22 protein-coding genes, 1 tRNA gene and 1 pseudogene are annotated in these 22,758 nt (G+C 52.6%); 12 read left to right on the forward strand and 12 right to left on the reverse strand.

Features of this window, described 5'->3' with window-relative positions; genetic code table 11:
- Nucleotides 1–69: 69 nt before the first annotated feature.
- The 5 genes from OSC10802_RS0118220 to OSC10802_RS0118240 all read right to left on the reverse strand — a co-directional run bounded on the left by OSC10802_RS0118220 (nt 70) and on the right by OSC10802_RS0118240 (nt 3,437).
- Complete coding sequence (locus tag OSC10802_RS0118220) at nt 70–957, reverse strand: hypothetical protein (protein ID WP_017718206.1); 888 nt, start codon at nt 955–957, stop codon at nt 70–72.
- 51 nt (nt 958–1,008) lie between these two features.
- Nucleotides 1,009–1,497, reverse strand: a complete 489-nt coding sequence (locus OSC10802_RS0118225) for a hypothetical protein (RefSeq protein ID WP_017718207.1) — start codon at nt 1,495–1,497, stop codon at nt 1,009–1,011.
- Nucleotides 1,498–2,441: 944 nt separating this feature from the next.
- Nucleotides 2,442–2,579: a hypothetical protein gene (locus OSC10802_RS50270; protein ID WP_155968038.1), complete on the reverse strand. Its 138-nt coding sequence runs from the start codon at nt 2,577–2,579 to the stop codon at nt 2,442–2,444.
- A gap of 86 nt (nt 2,580–2,665) precedes the next feature.
- Nucleotides 2,666–2,986 carry a hypothetical protein gene (locus tag OSC10802_RS50275; protein ID WP_017718209.1) on the reverse strand — a complete coding sequence of 107 codons (321 nt, stop codon included), beginning with the start codon at nt 2,984–2,986 and terminating at the stop codon, nt 2,666–2,668.
- A gap of 58 nt (nt 2,987–3,044) precedes the next feature.
- A complete protein-coding gene (locus OSC10802_RS0118240; RefSeq protein WP_155968040.1) occupies nt 3,045–3,437 on the reverse strand; it encodes a helix-turn-helix domain-containing protein in 393 nt (130 codons plus the stop codon).
- A 1,445-nt stretch (nt 3,438–4,882) separates the two neighbouring features.
- Between OSC10802_RS0118240 and OSC10802_RS0118255 the strand changes: the two genes are divergently transcribed.
- The 6 genes from OSC10802_RS0118255 (at nt 4,883) to OSC10802_RS0118280 (ending at nt 9,286) form a co-directional block, all read left to right on the forward strand.
- Entirely contained in the window at nt 4,883–6,145 is a 1,263-nt protein-coding gene (locus tag OSC10802_RS0118255) for a glycosyltransferase family 4 protein (RefSeq protein WP_017718213.1), read from the forward strand.
- 229 nt (nt 6,146–6,374) lie between these two features.
- Nucleotides 6,375–6,998: a bis(5'-nucleosyl)-tetraphosphatase (symmetrical) YqeK gene (yqeK, locus tag OSC10802_RS0118260; protein ID WP_017718214.1), complete on the forward strand. Its 624-nt coding sequence runs from the start codon at nt 6,375–6,377 to the stop codon at nt 6,996–6,998.
- 122 nt (nt 6,999–7,120) lie between these two features.
- On the forward strand, nt 7,121–7,540 hold the full coding sequence (rsfS, locus tag OSC10802_RS0118265) for a ribosome silencing factor (protein WP_017718215.1): 420 nt from the start codon (nt 7,121–7,123) through the stop codon (nt 7,538–7,540).
- A gap of 4 nt (nt 7,541–7,544) precedes the next feature.
- Complete coding sequence (locus OSC10802_RS0118270; RefSeq protein ID WP_017718216.1) at nt 7,545–8,045, forward strand: CGLD27 family protein; 501 nt, start codon at nt 7,545–7,547, stop codon at nt 8,043–8,045.
- Between the two features lie 111 nt (nt 8,046–8,156).
- Nucleotides 8,157–9,110, forward strand: coding sequence for an asparaginase (locus OSC10802_RS0118275; protein ID WP_026098596.1), 954 nt, complete (start codon nt 8,157–8,159; stop codon nt 9,108–9,110).
- Between the two features lie 102 nt (nt 9,111–9,212).
- Nucleotides 9,213–9,286 (forward strand) — tRNA-Met (locus tag OSC10802_RS0118280).
- Nucleotides 9,287–9,556: 270 nt separating this feature from the next.
- Here OSC10802_RS0118280 and OSC10802_RS0118290 read toward each other — a convergent pair.
- Nucleotides 9,557–11,359 (reverse strand): ABC transporter ATP-binding protein, encoded by a 1,803-nt coding sequence (locus OSC10802_RS0118290; RefSeq protein ID WP_017718218.1) that lies wholly within the window; start codon nt 11,357–11,359, stop codon nt 9,557–9,559.
- Nucleotides 11,360–11,810: 451 nt separating this feature from the next.
- Between OSC10802_RS0118290 and OSC10802_RS0118300 the strand changes: the two genes are divergently transcribed.
- The 6 genes from OSC10802_RS0118300 to OSC10802_RS0118330 all read left to right on the forward strand — a co-directional run bounded on the left by OSC10802_RS0118300 (nt 11,811) and on the right by OSC10802_RS0118330 (nt 18,237).
- Nucleotides 11,811–13,676 (forward strand): asparagine synthetase B family protein, encoded by a 1,866-nt coding sequence (locus OSC10802_RS0118300; RefSeq protein ID WP_017718220.1) that lies wholly within the window; start codon nt 11,811–11,813, stop codon nt 13,674–13,676.
- A 26-nt stretch (nt 13,677–13,702) separates the two neighbouring features.
- Entirely contained in the window at nt 13,703–13,867 is a 165-nt protein-coding gene (locus OSC10802_RS50280) for a hypothetical protein (RefSeq protein ID WP_017718221.1), read from the forward strand.
- Between the two features lie 118 nt (nt 13,868–13,985).
- Nucleotides 13,986–15,026, forward strand: a complete 1,041-nt coding sequence (locus tag OSC10802_RS0118310; RefSeq protein ID WP_198525145.1) for a phosphoenolpyruvate carboxykinase (ATP) — start codon at nt 13,986–13,988, stop codon at nt 15,024–15,026.
- The gene (locus OSC10802_RS0118315) at nt 15,011–16,111 is read left to right on the forward strand and encodes a hypothetical protein (RefSeq protein WP_017718223.1); all 1,101 of its coding nucleotides are present in this window, start codon (nt 15,011–15,013) and stop codon (nt 16,109–16,111) included. Before OSC10802_RS0118310 ends, OSC10802_RS0118315 begins: the two co-directional genes overlap by 16 nt.
- A 121-nt stretch (nt 16,112–16,232) precedes the next feature.
- The gene (locus OSC10802_RS0118325) at nt 16,233–16,979 is read left to right on the forward strand and encodes an SAM-dependent methyltransferase (RefSeq protein WP_017718225.1); all 747 of its coding nucleotides are present in this window, start codon (nt 16,233–16,235) and stop codon (nt 16,977–16,979) included.
- A gap of 10 nt (nt 16,980–16,989) precedes the next feature.
- The gene (locus OSC10802_RS0118330; protein WP_017718226.1) at nt 16,990–18,237 is read left to right on the forward strand and encodes a cytochrome P450; all 1,248 of its coding nucleotides are present in this window, start codon (nt 16,990–16,992) and stop codon (nt 18,235–18,237) included.
- A gap of 8 nt (nt 18,238–18,245) precedes the next feature.
- Here OSC10802_RS0118330 and OSC10802_RS0118335 read toward each other — a convergent pair whose 3' ends face one another.
- From OSC10802_RS0118335 to OSC10802_RS50290, 6 genes and pseudogenes are all read right to left on the reverse strand, one after another.
- Nucleotides 18,246–18,452 carry a Nif11-like leader peptide family natural product precursor gene (locus OSC10802_RS0118335; protein ID WP_017718227.1) on the reverse strand — a complete coding sequence of 69 codons (207 nt, stop codon included), beginning with the start codon at nt 18,450–18,452 and terminating at the stop codon, nt 18,246–18,248.
- Nucleotides 18,453–18,568: 116 nt separating this feature from the next.
- A complete protein-coding gene (locus tag OSC10802_RS40765; protein ID WP_017718228.1) occupies nt 18,569–20,581 on the reverse strand; it encodes a lasso peptide isopeptide bond-forming cyclase in 2,013 nt (670 codons plus the stop codon).
- Complete coding sequence (locus tag OSC10802_RS0118345; RefSeq protein ID WP_017718229.1) at nt 20,578–21,633, reverse strand: hypothetical protein; 1,056 nt, start codon at nt 21,631–21,633, stop codon at nt 20,578–20,580. The genes OSC10802_RS40765 and OSC10802_RS0118345 overlap by 4 nt, the downstream gene beginning before the upstream one ends.
- A gap of 249 nt (nt 21,634–21,882) precedes the next feature.
- Nucleotides 21,883–22,035, reverse strand: coding sequence for a hypothetical protein (locus tag OSC10802_RS50285; protein WP_155968042.1), 153 nt, complete (start codon nt 22,033–22,035; stop codon nt 21,883–21,885).
- Nucleotides 22,036–22,283: 248 nt separating this feature from the next.
- Nucleotides 22,284–22,520: pseudogene (locus OSC10802_RS40770) on the reverse strand (lasso peptide biosynthesis B2 protein); the annotation flags it as partial.
- Nucleotides 22,521–22,572: 52 nt separating this feature from the next.
- The gene (locus OSC10802_RS50290) at nt 22,573–22,716 is read right to left on the reverse strand and encodes a hypothetical protein (protein WP_017718231.1); all 144 of its coding nucleotides are present in this window, start codon (nt 22,714–22,716) and stop codon (nt 22,573–22,575) included.
- Nucleotides 22,717–22,758 lie beyond the last annotated feature (42 nt).

The following is a 22,758-nucleotide window of genomic DNA, read 5'->3' on the forward strand; positions in this document are numbered from 1 at the left end:
TGTCACCAAAACCCCCATCTCTTTCTCCCCCTCCCCGCTTTTCGGAGAGGGGGTGAGGGGGTGAGGTTGTTAAATCTCAGCCACAGCGCGTTCAATCAAGCGGCGCGCCAGAGTTTGGATGCCGGTGTGTTCGTAATAGTTGGTGGTCATGTCGAGGAAAGCGCCGAGATAGTCCAACTTATCGTCGGCAATATCCACAAACCGCGACAGGTTGCTGACCACACTTTTTGGGGTTAAGTTGTGATCGGCGACGAAATTGTTCATCCAGCCAGAAACTGAGGAGACGCTTTCGCCAATAAAGCCCAACTTTCCGGCGGAACTTCCGCCTGGAATCTGATCGCTGATCTGCTTGAACGCCGGATTTTCCTCCAAGTCCGAGGGAGTCATTCCCCCGATTTGCTGGAGCGCCATCTGCACGAAGTTCGCACCGAGGGGAATCAAACCGTCGAAGCAAACCAGCGCCGCCATCCGGATCAGTGACTCGCCGCTGTATTGAGCCAAAGATCCGAGAAAATCGCCAATGCTGTCTCCGGGAATGCCGTTGATTTGGCAGAAAGCCAGCAACTCGGTGATAACTTTCAAGGAAAAATCAATGGTTTGAGCTTTCTCGGGTTTGGGAGTGATATTGCCCAAGAAGGACAAAAAGGAAACGTTCTCGCTCACTTTTTTGGCGAGGGCGGCTGTGCCCAGGGCGCTAGCGGTACTGTCAATGGTTTGGTAGAGCCACAGAGCTCGCTGGTATCCCTGGGATTTGTCGTTAAACAGGATAACAGCGCGGTCGCCGATTTGCTGGATAAGGTCTTCGTCTTCTTCGCCGGTGACGGCGCGAATGGTGTTGACGAAGCCCACGGTATTTTGCCACTCACCGGGGAGAACAAAATCCAGCGCTCGCAGCGACTTTACGGTCATGTTGTTGGTGGGCAGCTGATCGACTAATTCAAAAATTGGCTTGCTCATCAGAATTGGCTTGTGTTATCTGGGTTGTCTCTTGTCTGTGCTGATTTGAGCTTACTTGAGGCTGGCAATACCGCTGAGGTTAAATTTTTGCAGCCACGCTTCCCGGTCGCTCGGGCTAAAGGAGGGATCGAGGGAGCGGACTTTGACTTGGAATCGGTCGGCCACGAGAATGCTGGTCATGGTACTGCCTTGGGTGGCTGCGGGATAGCCGGCAATTCTCTGGGTGCTTTGCTTGAATTTCGCCCGCGTATCGGGGGTGTTGACGGTATCCGTGATGGACAGTTCGGCTACGTCCTTACCCCCTTTCTTCAATTTGGCTATGGCGGCTCCCTTTTTTTCCTGGGTGTAGACCCGCTCGTAGCCACCGCCTCCTGCGGGAAAGTATTTATTGAATGAACCGCCCGATGCAGACTCTCTGACGACCGCCGGACCTTTTGGCGGTGGATCAAAGCGGGATTGCTGCCCACCACAGGCGGTGACCAGCAGCAACACGGACAGTAGCACCGGCGCTAAAATTTTACGCCAACCGAAAATTCTCATTGCTGTCTCCTTAGATGTACTTAATTCGGTGTTTCTGGGTTTCCAGTAACGCTGTCGAAGCCTGCTGGGAGCGGTGACGCTCCCAACCCCGCTTTCCCGCAGGGGCTTCTAACCGACTATGTTAGTGCGGGCTGTTCCCAGTTGGGAACCCCCGATTCCCAGTCCTCTATCTAAGACCTGATTTATAAAGTAATTGTTAAGCCTGAATGGCGCTAGAAACCTGGTTTCTTCTCTGGGAGGTCGGAGGGAACGCCAGCCCCGGCGGTTTTTCCCGCTTCCCCAGCACAAGCCAGCCGGTTTCTTGTGCCTTCAGTTTTTCGTTATATAGCGGTTCTCCGTTGGATGAACTATGGCCCAGAAACCCGGTTTCTTTAAGAAACCGGGTTTCTCAGTACCTCACTAATATGAGAAAGGCTATAAATCAGCTCTCATATCTGAATTAGGCAGCTTTGACCCCCGTCAGGGCTGCTGCTGCGCCGGCGCGTCCCGGACGCCGATATGTTATTGCCGCTGGAAAATCAAGTCTTTGACCGAAATACCCCCCAGACTGTTACAAAACTCAACAGAATCCGCGAGTGGCGAACGTGCCTGAGATCCCTGATGCCAGACTTGGCTCGAAGGGATACTTTATTCTCTTTGCTCGCTGCCAGACTGTTCTTTGGCAATCTCACCTCTGGTCAGGACAACTTTCAAACAGTGGGTTCTCTTTCTCTATCCACCGGCAGAGTGATTTTGCCATCTTTTAGGGTAACAGATCGGGCCTGCCAGAACATTGGATAGAATTGCTTCGCGCGCCACGGGGATTTCATCGCTCGCCCCTGCTTGGGGTTCTTTTTGGTGCTGCCGGTGTTGCCAGTGAGAGCTTGACAGACCCTCTGAACCGGTTGAAAGTGGGGAGCCAACTTCCCTTTAGTTGCGCTTTGCCATTCTGTCCGCTTAGGCCATTAGGTTCTTGGCCTTCTTGATTCTGGGTTAATATCTTGACACAGGTGAGCTGCCCGAAACTGTTCTTCTTGAGCGGCTTTCAGTCGCTCAAACCATTGGGGTTCTCGATAGCCAAGCCGGTATATGGTTTTTGGCATTATACCACAAGATAGCGCATAATTTCCCCCCACTCATCAACAAGAATTGTTAAGAATGTGTTCGTAAATAAACTTAACAGCCGCGCTCATCGCAGGCCGATGGGGAAGGCTAAAACGGGGCCGGTATTCCCGCGCCCTCTTTTAAAGCGATTTTCAGAAGGGGCGGTGGCCATCGCCGAAGTCGTCTTGCCGTGTTCGCAGCTCCCACACCGGCGGCGGGTTGCCGGCGGTGCTGCTGCCGGTGGGGCTTGCGCCGCGCTGCCGGCCCCTCCAGGAAGCCCAAGAGCTTGTGCTGTATCGGGCAAATAGACCCGCCTTTTCGCCGGCTGCCGCAAAAGTGGCCCGCACGCACCCAGATTGGGAATTCCAGCCACCCCCCGAGGCCGGCGCTTTGGGGGCAGAAACATCTCCGACACCCCACGGTCAGTGAATTCCAGTTCTGGGATTGCAACCCCAAGCAACCCCTCAGTCGGCGCTCAGCGGTGGGACTTCTATCACTGCTTCGCCGGTGGCGATGTCCAGCAAGTGTTCCAGGGTGACTGGCTGCATCGTCTGGGGGTGGACTGGATCGAGAACGTCCATCAGCAGCAGCAGTTGGTCGATAGCGAGGCGGGTGATCTTTCCTCCTTCTATGCGATTGATCTGCGGGCCCGATATTCCTGGCACCAGTTCGGGGTCGATGTTCAATTCTTTGGCGCGGCGCAAGAGCAACTGGGACTCTTGCGCACCAATGTATGCCCCCAGCTCGTGGACTGAACTCCAGCCGCGATAGTGTCTGAGCCAGCGCAGATACCGGCCCAGCTGCATTAGCCCTATCTGGGTTAACCGGCGGTTCTTTTTCAGTGCGTTTTGGGGCATGGGGGCGCTATCAGTCTGCGGAGTTACACCCTCAAAATAGCACGTCTTTTTTAAATCCCACATTCTCTATAAATAACTCTTAACTTTTTTATAGCACATCAACAATTTGTAATATCTCCCAGGAGGCAGCGCGGCGCAGGGGGATACCGGTGTACTATCCGAATAAGCACTTATTAATACACCTGAGGGGAGAGGATCATTAATTAAGTTTATTAGAGACAATATAACAGCCGCAGCCTAAAGAGTTGCACAGATAAAAATAACGGATAAAGGAAAGGGGGAGCGAAGTGCTAGCCTTGAGGAGGGCCGGATGTCAGGGGGGAGGTGTGGCGGTCTGCTGCCGGTGGGGCTGGCGGCCAGTGATGGTCGTGGCCAACAGGAGCGGGCCGGGAGACTGTTACATAAATGTGAGGGGGCACTGAGAGGGGGGAATTCTGAAGTGGGGGCAGCAGCAGAGGCCCCACCGCGGGCCTGACCGGCACACGGTGGATGGAGAAGCGAGAGTGGGGGCAGCACCCGGTGGATTTCCCCACCACCGGGAGAGTGAGCTGGGGGCTGGGTGCGGCCACGAGCGCCCGGATGCTTGCCATGTTTTTCGCAAGTGGTGAAAGATTTCCGCGCTGCTGGAGCAGCAGCAGGAGACGCAGCTTTACAAAATATAAAAAAAACGTCTAAAAGCTTTACCAAAACTTTTTTTTCAGTTTATTCGACCTGGGTTATAATGGAGATAATCGAGAAAGCAGCCAAAGCGGGATAACTGTGTTGAGAGATGATTGTTAAGTGCCTGTGCCATCAAAGAACTGTGGCGTGCGTGTGCAGCTACCCTTTGAGTTTTAGCTTTCCAGCAGGAGTAGGGATTGAGATGCCACGCCCGCCTGTCATGCAGCCTTCAGCAGATAGAGAGAGCCGGTTAAAGAAATGAGCAGTGAGGGGTGCATTCGGGTTGTGAGAAGTGGGTTCGAGAGCTTCGTTACAGCGCCAGAGCTTCTGGCTAGTTGTGGCAAAAAGGCTGCAGCAGCAGTGCCGGTGCGTGCGCTTGCGCAGGGAAAAACCCCAAATTCAGCTTTCCACACCCTAAGGTGGTGGGGTAATCAGATGAATCAGTGCCGCAGGGCTCGGCTTGACGGAGGTGTTTTTAGAAAAGGGAAAAGAAGAAAGCCATCAGGGGAATACTATCTTTTGCAGGCTGCCGGTGGCGCGAGAGCAGACGGGGAGAGATCGTCCGCTTTGGCCAGAGGGCGCGGCCTGACCAGAATCAGGGATATAAATACGAGCGCTATCAACAGCACATAAAAGGAATGCGCCCAAATAGCTCCTCCGGAGAGCCACGGGAAGCCCTAGCGCCCCAAACTGCTCGCTCCCCTCTGGCAGCATCCCCAATCCCGACTGCCCAGAGACACTGACTGAACTTCTCTGTCCACAAACCAGGCATAAGATTACAGACGATGCGTATCTTGATTTATTCCTACAACTACTACCCAGAGCCTATCGGCATAGCCCCTCTAATGACGGAACTGGCAGAAGGTTTAGTCAAGCGAGGTCATCAAGTCCGCGTTGTCACCGGCATGCCAAACTATCCAGAACGGCGCATCTACCCGGGCTACGAGGGCAGGTGGTACATGACCGAGCGAAAAAACAGCGTCACCATTCAGCGCAGCACCCTGTGGATTCGCGGTCCCCGTCCGAATTTGCTAGACCGGATGTTGCTGGACGCCAGCTTTATTTGCACCAGCATGGTGCACGCCCTGAAGAGCTGGCGGCCAGACGTGATTTTGGCCACCGTGCCGCCGCTGCCGATTTGCGTGCCGGCAACCCTGCTGGGATGGTTGCGCAATTGCCCAGTGGTTCTCAACGTCCAGGACATTTTGCCGGACGCCGCCGTGGCAGTCGGTTTGCTGAAGAACAAAAAGATGATCCGGGTTTTTGAAGCCCTAGAAAATTTCGCCTACCGCCACGCACACACGATTAGCGTCATCGCCGACGGGTTTGTGGACAACCTGCAGGCCAAGGGAGTGCCGGCCAGCAAAATGGTGAAAATCCCCAACTGGGTGGATGTCAATTTCATCCGCCCCTTACCCAAAGAAAACAATGCCTTCCGCGCCACCCACCAGCTGCAAGACAAGTTCGTGGTTCTCTACTCCGGCAACATTGGCCTCACCCAAGGCTTAGAAACCGTTGTCGAGGCAGCCGTGCGCCTGCGCCACATCCCAGATCTTACCCTCACGATCGTCGGAGAGCCCAGCGCCATCAGCGAATTGCAGGATTACTGTCGCGCCCGCAGTGCGGATAACGTGCTGCTGCTGCCGTTTGAACCGAGGGAAAAATTGCCGGAACTGCTGGCGGCGGCAGATGTGGCTTTGGTGATGCAGAAGCACAACGTAATTTCCTTTAACATGCCGTCCAAAATTCCTGTCTACCTGGCCAGCGGTCGCCCGATCGTGGCCTCCGTTCCCGCCACCGGCACAGCAGCCACTGCCGTCAAGCAGAGTGGCGGCGGCATTGTGATTCCCCCAGAAGACCCGGAAATCTTGGCAGGGGCGATCTTTGACCTGTACGAACACCGGGAGAAAGCGGAAGCCCTCGGTCGCGCCGGCAGAAACTTTGCCCTGGAACACTATGCCTTCGAGGAAGCTTTAACCCGGTATGAGGAGATGTTCGCTGCGGTCTGTGCCAGTTGGGCGTCACCCGCCGGCGAGCTGGCCAAATAGAGCTCGCCAAATAGGAGAGGGGCGGACAGCGGCAGCCGGCAATGGGGGCGCAGGATGCCGGAGGGCGGCTTCGAGTAAACATACTTAAGCCGGCGGGTTGATTTTTGCGGTGGCGCAGACACTGCCGGCAAAAATTAAGCTAGAATGACAGGAAAATTAACAAAACCGCTTTTAAAAAGGCTGCGCGTTTACCACTGCCCTGACGATGTAAAGGAGATACCCTGGAGTGATGCGGGATCGGGTTCTGGCCTGGCTAGCAGAGAATGTACCCCCCTCTCGGCTGCGACATATTCTGGGAGTTGAACAGACAGCGATCGAACTAGCGCGAGCGCACCATCTCGATGTGGAGAAGACCGCCACCGCAGGGTTAATGCACGATCTCGCCAAACACTTCAAACCCCAGAAGCTGTTGCAAATGGCTTTGGCAGAGGGATTGGAGCTTGACCCAGTTCTGGAAGCTTCCCCTCACCTGCTGCACGCAGAGGTCAGCGCCACCGTCGCCAGAGAGGAGTTTGGCGTGTGCGACGAGGAAGTCTTGCAGGCGATCCGCAACCACACCTTAGGCCAGCCGGGAATGAGCGAACTCAGCTGTGCGGTGTTCCTGGCCGACAGTTTGGAACCGGGGCGGGGCAATACCCCTGAGCTAGCTGAGCTGCGGCAAGTCAGCCGGCAGGATCTCTATAAAGCGGTTGGGCTAACCTGCGATTATTCGCTAGGATTCTTGCTAAAAAGCCGTCAGCTGATTCACCCGCGAACGGTACTGACCCGAAATTGGGCGTGTCTAATGCAAGAGCGCAAAGAGCGCAAAGAGAAATCGTTGGAGAGCGCTAAAACAAGCTGCCTAATCGCATAGCAGGATGGCGCGTTACAAGATAACGCAAAGATTCTCTTAGTTAAAAGGGGACTAAAAAAGTAGGCCAAAGATTTCCAACTGAATTAATCAAAAGTAACACAGGAGCGGACGAAGTAGATTTAATGACAGATTATACGAAAGCGAATTATGTTGCCCAGAAAGGCACAGTCAGCCCAGATCCAACCAGAGACTTCGCCTTAACCATTGCCCGAGCGGCTGAGGATCGCAAAGGCGGCAATATCCTGATGCTGAAGGTGGCAGAAGTTTCCTATCTGGCAGATTACTTCGTGATTGTCACCGGCTTTTCTCGGGTGCAGGTGCGGGCCATTTCTCAAGCCATTCAAGAAAAAGTGGAACAGGAGTGGCACCGGCTGCCGCTGCGAATGGAAGGACAGGCCGAAGGCAGCTGGGTGCTGCAAGACTACGGGGAGGTGATTGTCCACATTTTGATGCCGAAAGAGCGGGAATTTTACAATCTAGAGGCGTTCTGGGGGCATGCAGAGCGGATTTCGCTGCCAGCTTCGGGTCGCGTGGGAGAGTAGGGCCATGACAGAAGGGCCAGTTACGCCGTGTCCGGTGCCAGAAGAGCAGCAACCGCTCAATGAGTATCAAGAACTCCAAGAATCGGCGTTTTTTCGCTCAGCAGCAGGAGATTTGCCCCAGTATCTGAAGGCGATAGCCTGGGTGTGGGGCTTGGCTTGGCTGGTGGGGGGGCCGGTGGCGGCGGCAAGTTTCGCGCCGGCTAAGTATCCGCTGCGGTTTTTCCTCAGCGGCGCTGCCGGTGCCGGTTTGATTTTGGGGCTGGCGCTGCTGCGGCTTTTTTTGGGCTGGTCCTACGTGCGCGACCGGCTGGTCAGCCAGACGGTGGTTTATGAAGAGTCGGGGTGGTATGATGGCCAGTCATGGACAAAGACCCCGGAAATCCTCCTGCGAGACCGGCTGGTTGTCACCCACCAAGTGGAGCCGATTCTCCGGCGGCTGAAGCGGACGTTCGCAGTCATGGCCCTGTTGCTGCTGGCCGGCACCCTGATTTGGTTTTGGCTGTAACCCCTGTGCCGGCACCCGGATTGCGGCGTGGGGAGCAATGGCCAATTGAAATCAAAAATATATTGTTAAAAATCCTTTGTCCTGTACCTTTCAAATGGTAAATTTTTACCCATGACAATGGGAAAACGAACTCAAGCCGCAGAGCTGGAAGTCAGGCTGCTGCGGGAAGGCATCATCGAATCAAGGCATCAAGTCCAGGCGGTCGTGTCTGACAACCGGGGACGGGTTCTGTCTGTGGCGGGCAATTCGGAAACCGCTTCCTTTGTCCGCTCGGCGTTCAAGCCGTTTCAAGCCCTGGCCGTGACGACGACCGGCACCCTGGAGCGCTACAGCCTCACAGACAGGGACTTAGCGATTATCTGCAGCTCCCACAAGGGGACGATTGAGCAGTCGCGGCAAGTTTTTAATATCCTGTGGCGCTGCGATATCGAACCCTCGGCGCTCCAGTGTCCAGTTCCGGAAGGTAAGCACAGCCCGCTAGAACACAATTGCTCTGGCAAACACGCGGGTATGCTGGCGGTGTGCCAGCAGCGCAATTGGCCACTGAATAATTATTTGCAGCGCAGCCATCCGGTGCAGCAGCTGATTTTGAGCAAAGTGGCCGAGTTGCTGCGCATGCCGGCGGCGGAGTTTATTTGCGCCCGCGACGACTGCGGGGCACCCACCTATTTCATGCAGCTAGGACAGATGGCCTCCCTGTACGCCAAGCTCGCTTCCGGCGACAGCTTGGATATGGAGCGCATTGTCCGCGCGATGACCCACCACCCGCAAATGGTCGCCGGTGCCGGTGAGTTTGATACCGAGCTGATGCGCTTGAGCGAGGGAGAACTGGTCAGCAAAGGCGGTTCGGAAGGGATTCAGTGCGTGGGCCGCGCCGGTGAGGGCATGGGTTTGGCCATTAAAGTGGTGGATGGGAGCAAGCGGGCTAAGCACGCCGTGGCCATCCAGCTGCTGAAGCAGATGGGCTGGATCAGTCCGGCGATTGCGGAAACGCTGTCGGAGACGTATATGAGCCTGAACCCGTTTAAGCGCCTGGAGGTGATCGGGGAGCTGTCCATGCTGTGAGGGCCAAGTTCAGCCCCCCTGGCCCGTGAGAAAAAAAAGAAAAAAATTTTTTCCAGGGGGGTTGTCAAACTGTTTCGCGTGTGCTTATAATAGAAACATCGACGCGGGATAGAGCAGTCTGGTAGCTCGTCGGGCTCATAACCCGAAGGTCAGTGGTTCAAATCCACTTCCCGCCACCTTGAAGAAAGCAAGATCCGCAACAGGAAACTGTTGCGGGTTTTGTTGTGTTTGCTTTGGGACATGGGGACAGGCGAGACGCCTGTCCTACGCCTTATTACTCGTTCCCAGGCTCCGCCTGGGAATGCTTGAAAGGAGGTTGTGCCTCCCCCTGCAAATTAAATGCGCAACAGCTGGCGGCACGGATAAGCTTGAGAAACCGGGTTTCTGAATCGATGTTTCGGGGAGGAGGCAAAGGTTGTCGCAGAAACCCGGTTTCTTTAGTTTCTTTAAATTTGATAGTACCTTGCCTGCAGTTCAAACAAGCGGGCGTAAGTCCCGCCAAACCGCAGCAGTTCTTCGTGGGAGCCGGCTTCTACAATTCTACCATCTTGCAACACAAAGATGCGATCGACCATCTTGACGGTTGAGAGCCGGTGGCTAATCAGAATCGCAGTTTTTCCTTGAATCAGCTGGCGAAACTGTTCAAAAACTTCGTGTTCCGCTTTGGCATCCAGGGCGCTTGTGGGTTCGTCGAGAATGAGAATTTGCGCTTGACGCAAAAAAGCTCTAGCAATGGCAACTTTCTGCCACTCGCCGACGCTCAGTTCTTCCCCCTCCTCAAATTGCGTGCCTAATGTAGTGTCGTAACCTTTGGGAAGTCGGACGATGGCTTTGTCTGCGCCCGCCTCCCGCGACGCTTTGAGAATTTCTTCCTCATCGGGGAAGATGCTGACATTGCCAAAGGCAATATTCTCCCTTGCGGTTAAATTATAGCGCACATAGTCTTGAAAGATGGCGCTAATTTCTCGCCGCAAGTCTGTGGTGGTGAATTGGCGCAAGTCAACCCCATCGATAGTGATGCGCCCGCTTGTCGGATCGTAGAGCCGGCACAATAATTTAATGAGCGTGGTTTTTCCGGCTCCGTTTTCGCCCACCAAGGCAACTGTCTCACCGGCGCGAATTGTCAGGTTAATATCTTCTAGCAAGGGGCGGGCGCTTTGGGGATAATGAAAATAAACGCCCTCGAACTGAATGCCGGTCTGTAGGGGATTGGGGACGGTTTGCGGACGCGCCGGCTCGATAACCGAGCGCTTTAATTCCAGAAATTCGTACAGAGTAGAGAGAAACAAGCTATTTTCATACAGACTGGCGAGACTGGTGAGCATTTCTCGCAAAAACCCCTGCCCCCGCTGAAATCCTTGGTAGTACATCACCAGCCCGCCTAAGGTAATTTGCCCTTGGATTGTCTGGTAAGCGATGAAACCGCAAGCTGTAAAAACGGCTACTGTGCCGCTAGCTTGGGTCATCAATTCTGCAATCGATCTATGGCTGGCTAGGGCGAGTTTTTCCTGACGGATTTGCTGGCGCAGGTTGCTGTAGCGCGTGCGAAATACAGGACCTAAGTCAAACAGCCGCACTTCTTTGGCATAGGAGTCTTGGGTGAGCATTATATGAAAGTAGTAAGCAATGCGCTCTTGAACAGTCCAGCCTCGCTGCCGGCGGTACAGCTTGCCGGTGTGCTTCAAACGCACAAATAAACCGGGAATACCGGCAGCAAATAGCACTGCAGCGATTCCCCAGTGCAGGGAAATTAACAGCCCCGCTATTGCTACGAGGGAAATTCCGTTTTGAGCCAGCTGTACGAGACTGGTAAGGATGCGGGTGGGGCGGTAAATCGCTTCTTGTTGGGCGCGGTGGAGGGCGTTGTAAAATTGGGCGTTTTCGTAATATTCCAGGTCTACTTCTATGGATTTCGCGTGCAAGAGGTCATGGACGAAATCGGTGACGATTTGCGACTGAGCCTCGCTTGCGTACCCGGATAGAGAGCGGCATATGTCGCCAAACAGTGCGGTAATTCCTGCTAAGATTACTAGCAGGAGTACCTGGGAGAAGGCTGCGGCGCGATTGCCGGCTCCTATGCCGGCGGTTACCGCATCGATGAGCAGTTTCATTAAATAGAGCGAGAGCAAGGGCAATAAGCCCTGTACCAGCAAGAGTGCGAGACTGACAGCAGTCCATAGGGGCGTGCTTTGCCAGACTAGCCGTATGGCTCTGGGCAGATTCTCTATGTTCTGAAGTTTATTTTTCAAGGGAGGAGTGCCGGGGGTATTTGTCAAGATGAGGGAGTCTGTGATATATTATAGTTTAGCTATGAGGGGTGACGCAAGTGCAGCTAAGTTCCTGGCGATTGGAAATCGCGGCTATACAAACAAAGCCCGCCTTCGCGGGCTAATTGTTGCAGAAAACCGGTTTCTGGGGGGCGGAGTGGGGGCTGAGAAACCGGGTTTCTGATTAAAGGTTTCGAGGAGGAGGCAAGGTTTGTCGCAGAAACCCAGTTTCTGGGTTTCTGGAGGGCGGAGTGGGGGCTGAGAAACCGGGTTTCTGATTAAAGGTTTCGGGGGGGAGGCAAGGTTTGTCGCAGAAACCCGGTTTCTGGGGTTTCTGGGCACTTTCGTGGGATGATAGGTTTGCACCGGCAAGCCCCCGCGCTTGCCCGAAACAAATTGTGCGACACTCGTTTAAATAAGGTCATTTTATGCTATGAGCGGTATTGTCGGTATTCTCAACGGCGACGGCGAACCTGTTGACCGCGCCCTGTTACAGCAAATGACCGATTTAATGGCCTTTCGCGGCCCAGATGCTCTCGATATCTGGAGTGCGGGTCATGTTGGGTTCGGTCACGCCCTCTTGCGGACGACTTGGGAATCAGAAAAAGAACGGCAACCTCACAGTTTGGATGGGGAAGTTTGGATTGCGGCTGATGTGCGCCTGGACCGGCGCGACGAGTTGATGGACCGGCTGCGTGCCGGTGGGTGCAGCCCAATTAGCGACGCGCCCGATGCTGACCTGATACTGCACGCCTACCGTATTTGGGGAGAAGCTTGTCTGGAGCACCTGAGTGGGGATTTTGCCTTTGCTATTTGGGACAGCCGGCAGCAGCGCCTATTCTGCGCCCGCGACCAGTTTGGGGTGGTGCCATTCTACTATACAGAAATCGGGAAAAGCCTGATTTTCAGCAACACCCCCGACTGCCTGCGCCTCCACCCGCAGGTATCGGATCGCTTCAATGAGCGAGCGATTGGCGATTTCCTGCTATTTAGTATGAATATGGATGTCGCCACGACCACCTTTGCCGATATCCAAAAGTTGCCTCCCGCCCACACCCTTATTTGGTCGGAGGGAGAGGTGCGGGTGCGGCGTTACTGGCAGTTGCCGGAAGCAGTTGAATACCTGCGTTACAAGCGCCCGGAGGAATATGTCGAGCAGTTTCGGGAATTGTTTGAAAGGGCGGTGGGCGACCGGCTGCGGACGGAGAGCGCCGGCACCCATTTAAGCGGCGGAATGGACTCTACCAGTATCGCCGCCACGGCTTATAAATTAATGGCGGCAAGTGGTAAAATTGTGGATTTTCGGGCTTACACGATCGTCTACAAACAGCTGATTTCCGACGAAGAAGGGGGCTACGCCACGCAGGTCGCTGAGGCTGCCGGTTTCCCAATTGAGTGCCTCGTGGCGGAAGATTACATACAGCAGGCACCACCGGAACAGCCGGAATATATCTCTCCGGAACCCCTAATGATTCCGAACCAACTCGCTGAAACGGAAATTAATAGGCGCACCGCCGGCTGCAGTCGGGTGCTGCTCGCTGGGTTTGGGGGCGATCCGGCGTTTTACCCATCGCCGGCTTACTGGTACACTTTACTACAAACCGGCAAGTTTCAGCATTTTATGCTAGATGCGCTGGCTTACATCCGCTGTTTTCGCCGGTTGCCGCCCTTGGGGTTGCGATCCGGAGTGCGCCGGTGGCTGAAAAGAGGGGACTTGCGGCAGCAAGAGATTGATTGTCCCGACTGGTTAAACCCAGATTTCGCAGAGCGAGTGAATTTGAAAGCGCGACTCCAAGAAATCTGGACTGCGCCACCGCAGAAAGACCGCTACGGGATGGCGGCGGCTCCCTTGTGGTGGAACATTTTTGCGTGGGCAGATCCGGGCTTCAGTGGCTTTCCTCTCAAAGTTCGTTTTCCCTTTTTCGATGTGCGTTTGGTGCTATACTTGCTGTCAGTGCCGCCGGCTCCCTGGTTTGAAAATAAATTGTTGCTGCGGGAGGCCATGAAAGGCGTGTTGCCCGATTCCGTGCGACAGCGACCCAAAACACCGCTGCGAGGTTTCGCCCATTACAACTTAATGCAGCAGCGAGGAATCCAGCCCTGGATGGTAGAATTGGCAGCAACACCGGCCCTGACCCCCTATGTCAGCAGCCAGCGCCTGTTGCAAAGACTGCAAGCCCTTGCAGAACTCACCCCTGCCAGCTACAGTCAGGCTGTCCCAGCCCTGCAACTGGCTTACTGGCTGCGCCACCAGCGTCGTCCAGAAGTCAAGACCAGACCAATTGTTTCCCTGATTTGAAGAAATTGAAATTCAGGAGGAAAACTATGTCCCAAACAACTCCCAACCAAGCAAATGCTGCGAATAAAAAGGCATACCACACCCCGCAATTGCGGAAATTTGGCAATGTTAGCGAACTGACGTTTACTAATATCACTAATTCGTCTGGGAATCCGGATGGCGGTTCACTTCCTGCTGTGTATGCTTCGTAACTAAAATGAGTTGTTAGTTTCCCCTCCTATAGGGGCGCTAAAAACCAGTCCACTTTACTGAAGCGCTAGGTCGGAAAGAGAGGGGTGGAAATCCCCTCTCAAATAATAGAGATTAAAAATGAGTATTTTAGAGAGAATGGGTGAGTTTTTTAGATATAGATCCTATGGCTTAACGCTACAGGCAAATCGACCTCTACCAGGGTTAATGGCTACCTCCGACCATGCGCCGGTCGATGTCTGGGTGGATTTGATGGGAGAGCGTAGTTCAAACCCCTCAGCACCCCAAGCAACTCCAAACTTTACTCCTTACCAGAATCAGGAAGAGGAGTTTGGGATGCGGGTGTGGACTGAGCAAACGGGAGACGGTCACTACATAAGGTTGTGGTTTCGCGGTCCTGTCAAGCCTTCAGGGAAAGTCGATTTCAGGCTCGATGAAGATGGGAAACGAATCTCCGTTACCTGGACTGAGATGGTGCTAGAGGATGTGATATCACTTTTGCTCGGTTCAGTTTTGGGGTGTGTATTGCGGCTGCGGGGGACAGCCTGTCTCCACGCCTGTACAGTAGCGGTCGGCGAGCGTGCTATTGCGATTTTGGGAGAGAAAGGGGCGGGTAAATCAACGACTGCTGCGGCATTAAGCCAGCGCCAAATGTCGATTTTATCCGACGACATTGCCGTTCTTAACGATAGCGGTAAGAATTTTTCAGTACAGCCTGGCTATCCGCACCTGCGACTGTGGCCAGAGGCGATAGATGCCCTCTACGGTTCAGAAGTGGATTTGCCGCCAGTTCTAACCGGCTGGGAAAAACGCTATATTAATTTGATTGACGGTGGGGGATCGTCTGCATGGGGATTTCAAAGCGATCCCCTGCCTTTGGGGGCGATTTACGTCCTGGGAGAACGGGTGCCTTCTTTGGCAGCACCGGCGCTTGAACCCATTCCCCCGGCAACAGCTGTGATGGCGCTGATGGCGCACAGATCGGCAAGCTTTTTAACATTAGAGCGAGAGAAGCAAGCGCGGGAGTTTGCCGTCCTCAGTCGCGTTGCTGCGACAGTGCCGGTGCGAAAAGTGATTCGCCCCGATAGCTTGGATGCCTTGCCCCAACTGTGCGATGCTATTTTGGAAGATTTGGCGGGGAATAAATGCACTCTACTTTAGCTGAATCTGTGGATGTGCTTTTGGGGGCGGGCGCGGAAGCACCGGCACTGCAGCATTTAATTGCGCCGGCTGCCGTATTAGAATTAAAAAAATTGGCTGCTAATTTAGCTCCGATTCTGCGGGGTGGCTTTGAGTGCCGGCTGGCTGCAAATACACCCCAAGTAGATTTGCAGCAGTGCGTTGTGCCAGACGAGAGCGAATTGACTTTGCTGCGAGAGCACATTGCTGCTGTCACCGGTGCCGGTGGGGTGTCCCCACATCCGGGGTGGTCACAGTTACAGGATTTCCTTGCTCAGTGGTGCGAGCCACTCTCCCCACTCCATAACAGCATACCAGAAATCTGGCTGGAGTTTGACATTAACAGCCCATCTGTTATCCTGCCAGTACCGGCGATTTTCTTTGGGTTGCCCCAAGACGTATCGCCAGCGGTTGAACCCTATCCCATCGCAGCGAAAGCCCTCGATTTGCTGCTAGGTGAGTTGGGTTGGTGCGCGTGGCGAGACAATCTCTATCGCTGCTTTGCAGCTTGTCCCGATGGCGTGTTTGTCAGTCACATCGGGGTGATGTTATCGCGAAAGGCACCGGCTTTGCGAGTCAATGTCAAACGTTTGCTTCCCGACTCGCTGGTTCCCTACCTGCAACAGATTGGCTGGGAGGGGGAAACAGACGAAGTGGGATCGCTGATGGAGCAGCTGTTGGCTTTCGCCGATCGGATAACGGTTTGTCTGGATGTGGGGGAGAGAATTTATCCCCAAATTGGGTTAGAATGTATTTTACTGAAACAGCCCCAAAGCGAACCTCGCTGGACTGCTTTTCTAAAGTATCTGGTAGACGGAGGTTTGTGTGCGCCGGCAAAGGCAGAGGCGCTGTTAAACTGGCCAGGACAAACGAATCCCGCCGGCGCACCGGCACCTTGGCCAGGTGAGTTGATTGCGGCGTCGCTGTTGCAGCCTCCAAATTGCTTTAGCGTCTTCGAGCGCCGGTTGAGCCACATTAAAATTGTTTGGCAACCGCAACGCCGGCTAGAGGCTAAAGCCTATCTCTGGTTCCAGCACCAGTGGCTGTCTGTGGAAAGGAAAAGGTGAATAAGCTTTTAGGCTTTTAATCTTCTTGTCTGATCAAAGGAGGCAGAGCCTCCAGAACGGCGTTCCCAGGCGGAGCCTGGGAACGAGAAACCAAATACAAAATCCAAAATCCTTGCATCCAATGACTTTTGACCTAGATAACTTTTACTCCAGCGAATCCATTTCCGAATGGAAACAGATTATCGGCGAGGAGTTGCACTACCATTTCGGTTTCTTTCGCGGTTCTGAAGATTTGGAAGCCGGTTTGCGGCAAACGATTAGGAACTACTATCCTTACCTTCCTCCGGGTTCGCGCGTTTTAGATGTGGGCTGCGGTTGGGGAGGGCGAGCCAAGATGCTAATCGCCGAGCGCAATTGCTCTGTAGCGGGTATCGCATTCAGCAGGACACAGGTAGAATATTGCCGTAGCCAGGGATTAAATGTGTGGCAGCAAAATTTGGAACAAGATAAGTTTCAGGGCGAGTATGACCTAATTTTCCACATAGAAATTATCTCTCATATTCGCAATAAAGCCGAACATCTGCGCCGGCTGCGTTCCTGTGCGTCTCGCTTAATCTTGTCAGAGAGTTGTGCTGCGGACAGCTATTCGGGAGAGCGAACGACCTTTGGTGGATCTATGGTTCTTTGCACAGTGTCTGAACTGGTTCGGGATGTGGAGTCAGCTGGCTGGAAAATTCAATTCATGCAAGACCGGCGCTTTTCCTCACTGCGGACGATCTCCCTGTGGAAGCAAAACTTCGATCGCGTCTACGGCGACCGGCAGCCTCCCGGACAGCTGGGCTGTCTTCGCAGTCTTGTTGATGCCGCGCTGCAATCGCCGGTGAGGTGGTGCCAGACCTTTCCCCTAATTGATATTGTAGCAGATTGAGGAATGAAAGATGAGTGAAAAAATTCAAAACGAAACCGTGCCTTTGCCATTTAATCCGCGCTCGTCAGAGTTTCGCGCCAACCCCTATCCCACTTATCACTATCTGCGGACTCACCACCCCATCTACTATCGGCCAGAATGGAACGATTGGGTGCTGACGCGCTACGCTGATATTGTGGAAGTTCTGCAAAATTATGGTGCCGGTCATTCAGAACAATTACTCACTAACTTACAGACCTCGGACGCGCCAATTAATCGATTATTGGCGTCGCGGAACGAAAGTCAAAAACTGTTGAAGCTGTGGTTAGTGCTGAGAAATCCGCCTGACCATACCAGAATGCGCCAAGTGGTTCAAAACACTTTCACTTTCCAGAATATTCAAGCTCTGCGGGAGCGCTTAGAAGCCAGAGTTAACGCTCTCATCGAGCGGGTCAAAGATAAAGGTAAGATGGAGATTGTTGACGATGTTGCTTATCCGGCATCCGTGGGAGCGATCGGTGAAATATTAGGAATCCCCCAACTAGAAGAGGATCGCCGGTTCAAGCTGTGGTCGCAAGAGCTGTCACTATTGATTGATATGGATGTGACTCCAATCAACCAGGAGCGAGGTTTGCTAGCGTTTTCTGGTCTTGTCGATTACTTCCGCAGTTTCATTGCCAAATGCCGCACCTATTGCCCCCCTCAAGATAACTTGATTGGCACGCTGATTCAAGCGCAAGCGGAGGGAAAAGTGAGCGAAGAAGAACTCATAGCAAATTGCATCCTCATGTTTTTTGCCGGACACTCCACCACTAAGCATCTGATCGGCAACAGCATAGTGGCATTACTGCAGCATCCCGATCAGTTACGCCTGCTACAAGCAGACCCATCGCTGATTGAAATGGCCATCAATGAAGTCTTGCGCTATAACAGTTCGTTCCAAGGAGTTTCCCGCACCGCTTTACACGACATAGAACTCTCAGAGGGAGCGATTAAAAAGGGCCAAATCGTTCACTGTCTAATAGGTGCAGCAAATCGCGATCCAGCCCAGTTCCCCGATCCCGACAAGTTTGAGATTAGACGCAACCCAAATTCATCCCTTTCTTTTGGTCACGGAATACATTTCTGCTTTGGGTTACACTTGGCAAGATTGGTGGCTAAAACAGCGGTAGGGACAGTGGTGCGCCAGTTGCCAGGGTTATCCTTAGAAACGGAATCCCTCGCATGGGAAGAAACTTTCCTAGCACGCGGGTTGAAATCTTTGCCGGTCGTCTTTTAATCCCTCTCTCAAGAATTGTAAATCAACCAGCGCATCGCCCAGTCGTGTTTGTGCGCTGCTTGCAGTTCCTCAACCGTAAAAGTCACACCGGCTTCAGCGCCAAGTTTGACGAGAGTGTCCAAGTCCGGGCTGTTATTAAGGGCCAAAAGTTTACTTTTTAGCCCCACATCAGCCCGCACTTGCTGGATAAATTGTAAAGCGGTTTGCACAGACATCCGTTTTCTCAAGAGGGGAGATTAACTTGTATCGGGCGCTCGAACATGGCAAAGCGCTCGCACCTCTTTTATTATAATCGGCAATTAGCCCCTCTCCCCACAATAACCCCAGACAATTACAAAACATCCAGCCAGATTGCCAAATCCGCCGTTTTAGCCAGCAGCTTCGACAACCGCCTTTTCCGGCTCCCTTCAGTTTGAGGGTTGAGAAACTCCTGATACTGTTTGGATAAAACTTTCCTGCTCACATAATTTCCTAAAGCAGATTCCCGATTAAACAGCAAATCTTCTAGCAATTTCGGTTCTTCTTTTTCCAGACCTTTGACAATTATCTCAGAAAAATCAATTTTGCTCGATCGCTCCCTTACTTCCGGCGGTAATATATCGATCATAGCACAGCGCATCACTCCTCGTCCCATGCCGTTATAAAACTTCAAAGTTGCTGGGGCTGCTAAACACAACTCTATCACTCTCTTATCTAAAAACGGGTGTCGTGGTTCTATAGATAAACCGCTACATATCCCGTCTATTTCCTCCGTGGAGTTGAGAAGATTATCTGAGAGAATCCCCCGAGAATGAGCCCTGTATTCCGAAGGGACATATTCGGCAAACTGACACTCATATTCTCGCTCGATTAACTGCTGCAAATTAATCTCTTTTGCCAGAGCAGCACTCACGGCTGGATTGTACTGTTGCCAGCGAACTTTATGGGAAATAAGGCTGTGTTTCAATACCCTTAAATTTTGCCAAAGCCCCCAGGGTCTGTGACCGACTATTTCTGCAAAAAGTTTCAAAAACTTGCTGTAATTTTCTTGGCTCACCTGATGTTTCAAATAAGGCACAATATGCTGAAAAATTTGTGAGTTCAATTTCGTTTGTAACTCACTCTCTTTTACCTGATACACTTTCAGATACGCGACAATTACCTCTATCAAATTTTGCCAATTTTCTAGCTCAACTAACTCAGCCAAGTAATGTCGCCCGTGAGAAACAATTGTATCGCCGTCATGCCCCGTTAACATCACTCTTGCCCCTTGTTGCTGGGCTGCCTGTACTGCTGCCAATAATATCACTGGAGTCGGCATTTGCAGGGGTTGATTTATCCAAGAAATAGTGGTTTGAGCAGCGCTAATCACGTTCCTGTCGATAGGGGTGAAGCAGTGCTGAAATCCCCCTCCGGCTAATACAGCCCGCACATAAGATTTTTCATCGGTAGATTCCAGCCCGCCATCTCCATAAATGGTGATTAAATCAGCGCCATTGCCTTGCTGCTTTAAAAAATTCCGCGCCACGCAGCTGACTGAAGAGGAATCCAACCCGCCACTCAAATTCGATGCTACGGGGTAAGCGCTTCGCAGGCGACAAACCACGGCTTGGGTGAATCGTTCTTGAAATGCCTCAATGTACTCTCTTTCGGAGTTGAGTTTTATTTTTGCGGCTTCCCCTTCTAAATCCCAATAAGGTTTTAACCGGCACCCTTGCGGGCTGACTGTCATCCAGTGTGCGGGAGGCAAGCGAAAAATATTTCGGTAAAATGTCTCAGTTTTTAACGCCGCAAATCCCGTCAGCTGACACAGGAAAACTCCCAGCTTTGCATCGTTCACTTGACGCGGCACCTCTTCTAAACTGAAAAGGGCTTTGATTTCGGAACCAAAGGCAAAAAACTTGTCGGGCTGGCAGTAATAATAAAACGGCTTGACTCCCATCGCATCTCTGGCACAAAAAAGCTGCTGATCGTAGCGATTCCAAATGGCAAAGGCAAAGTCACCCAAGAGTTTTTCCGGACAAGACTCGCCCCATTTTTCATAAGCCGCCAGTATCAGTTCGCTATCGGTTATCGTTTCTCGCGGGTTCCCCCTCATCCCCAAGGCAGCGATTAATTCATCTCGGTTATCAATGCGAGCGTCTGCCGTCAGTACGAGATTTCCCCCTCGCTTCGCCAGCGGGAGTTTTTCGTGCAGAGATTCCGGCGTCACCCACAACATCCGGTGCCCTAAACCCACAGCGCCTTCCCTCCAGATTCCCGCTCCATCGGCACCGCGATGCGCTAAACTATCTACCATGCGGGCGAGGGTTTCTGCGCCGGCTGAGCGCTCGTCAAAAAAATAAATGCCAGTGATGCCACTCATATTATGCCTTGTTCAATTGCCGCGACGAATGTGTTGAGCATTTTAAAATTTTGGGGGCGCTGCCATTTCCAGAGTTCCACGCGACTGAGCAAGTTAGCGCACTGCTGAAAATGATGCTGAAGTGCAGCTCCTTTCAGGATAGCACTCGGACAGGGAAAAAAGCGCGTCAGCATCAAAAAAGCTTCTCTCGGCTCCATTTTGGCAATCTTTAGCTCGCTCGACAGACGCACATTATCCTCCGGGGGCGGGTTTATTGCAACCCTTTGCTGTGCCATCAAGTTTTCGGGCGAACCCGCCCCTGCGCTGACTGTCTCTAACAGGAAAATCCGATTTACAGAAAGTGGTGTCAGGGGAAAATTTTCCCGCTGTTGAATCACTTGTTTTCGCGAACCCGGAAACAGCGGCGATAAACTGGAGGGATCGCAGCCAATGCCATCCACGGCTGATGGCCATATTTTGATTTGGGGAAATGCCGGCAAAATTACGGGTTGGGGGTGAGAGTCAAGTGAAATGGCAACCATATCGTCGGCTAGCACCTGATGGCCTTTTTTGGCAAAAGCTGCAACAGTGGTTGATTTGCCGGCACCTGGAATCCCGACAAAGACTGTCACTTCTTCCCCGATTTTTACCGCGCTCGCATGGAGCAAAAATAAGCCTTTTTGATACAGTATTAATCCCAGTGCCTCGCTTAAAATATAGAGGTTTAACAATTGCCGGTCAACAGCTCCTTCCCCAACCGGCGCAACCGCAGTGGGATTGCTCCGGTTCGGGGCAACCACGGGGGGATTGCCCTTGCAATCTGGCTGGACAGTCAGACGGGTGCCACCTACCGCTAATATTGTAACGACTCCCGGCCATTGCAGGTAAGCTTCTTGCTTGTTGCCGCAAAATAAGGCTTCAATTCCTTGGCGTTTAATTGAGGTCGGCTCCAGTTTGGGATGTGTGATTTTGCCTTTGACAATGCAAACATCCTCCCCTTTACCTCCTGCGATGAGTTCAGGGAACTCAAGTTCGGAGGCAATATTTAAACCGTAAGCTTGATAGAACAACATCTTTGCTATGGCTAGTAAATGCCGCCCTAACATTTGTTTATAAACCAACTATCGTTCGCTCAAACACGCCGTTATAAATCGGATCTTTTGAACCAAGCCCCGACTGAAATTCCTCCAGCATAACATCTGGTATTTGTCAGCCGTTAACTTTAAATTAAAGGCTAGCATCTCGATTATCTGAGTAATTTTTTATTCCCTCAAACCCTATCTAGCCTTAGTTGAATTTGACAGGTGCTGCTTCGCGATTAATCACGACGGCGGTGCCATATTTCCCCCCATCCCATCCGTATTGCTTCCCGATGTCGCTTGAGTGATGTTTTGGATACTTCCGTAGGGGGTTAGAGTGGGTTTTTTGTAAGGCAGTTTGCCTTGGCTGTTTGCTTTATTTCCTGCGTTCTTCATAATTTCTCCTGATCCAATGATTTGTCCTTATGGCCCTTGACTTCCGGGGACGGGTTGATTGCAACTCGGAGTTTTGCCCGCAAGGGTTCCGGCAAGCCCCGCCCCCTACAGCTTTGGGCTCTGAATGATTCTATCCTACACCTCTAGGGCGGCTTTGTCAAGGGATTTTGCCTCTTTTTTTATGTCGGATTGTTAAGATTTCAACACTTGTGGATTTTGCCCCGTTCTATCTATCGTCTAGCGGCGCTCTAACGCTTCACCTCAATGGGAGAATCAAACATGGCAAAGCGCGAGCGCACATCCTGAGTGTCATTGAGCACAGTACCCTCCCACTCCACCCAAGCGTGCGCCTCAAAATTCCCCGCCTCCCGTTTTACCCCAATCCGCAATTCGCTGTCAATTCCCTGCCGGCGCAGCACGCCCCACAGCACCAGCGACTTCTTCAGGCAATTCGCCCAAGGCTGGCAATATTTCGCCGCTAACTGTACCCTGCGGCCAGGTTAAATTTGACAGGTGCTGATTCACAATTAATCACGTCTAAACAAGATTTCCACCCATCCCATCCGTATTGCTTCCCGATATCCCTTGAGTGATGTTTTGGATACTTCCGTATGGGGTTAGGGTGGGTTTTTTGTAAGGCAGTTTGCCTTGGCTGTTTGCTTTAGTTTCTGCGCTCTTCATAATTTTTCCTGCTCAAATGATTTGTCCTTATGGCCCTTGACT

The organism is Kamptonema formosum PCC 10802, assembly GCF_000332335.1.
Classification (GTDB): domain Bacteria; phylum Cyanobacteriota; class Cyanobacteriia; order Cyanobacteriales; family Oscillatoriaceae; genus Oscillatoria.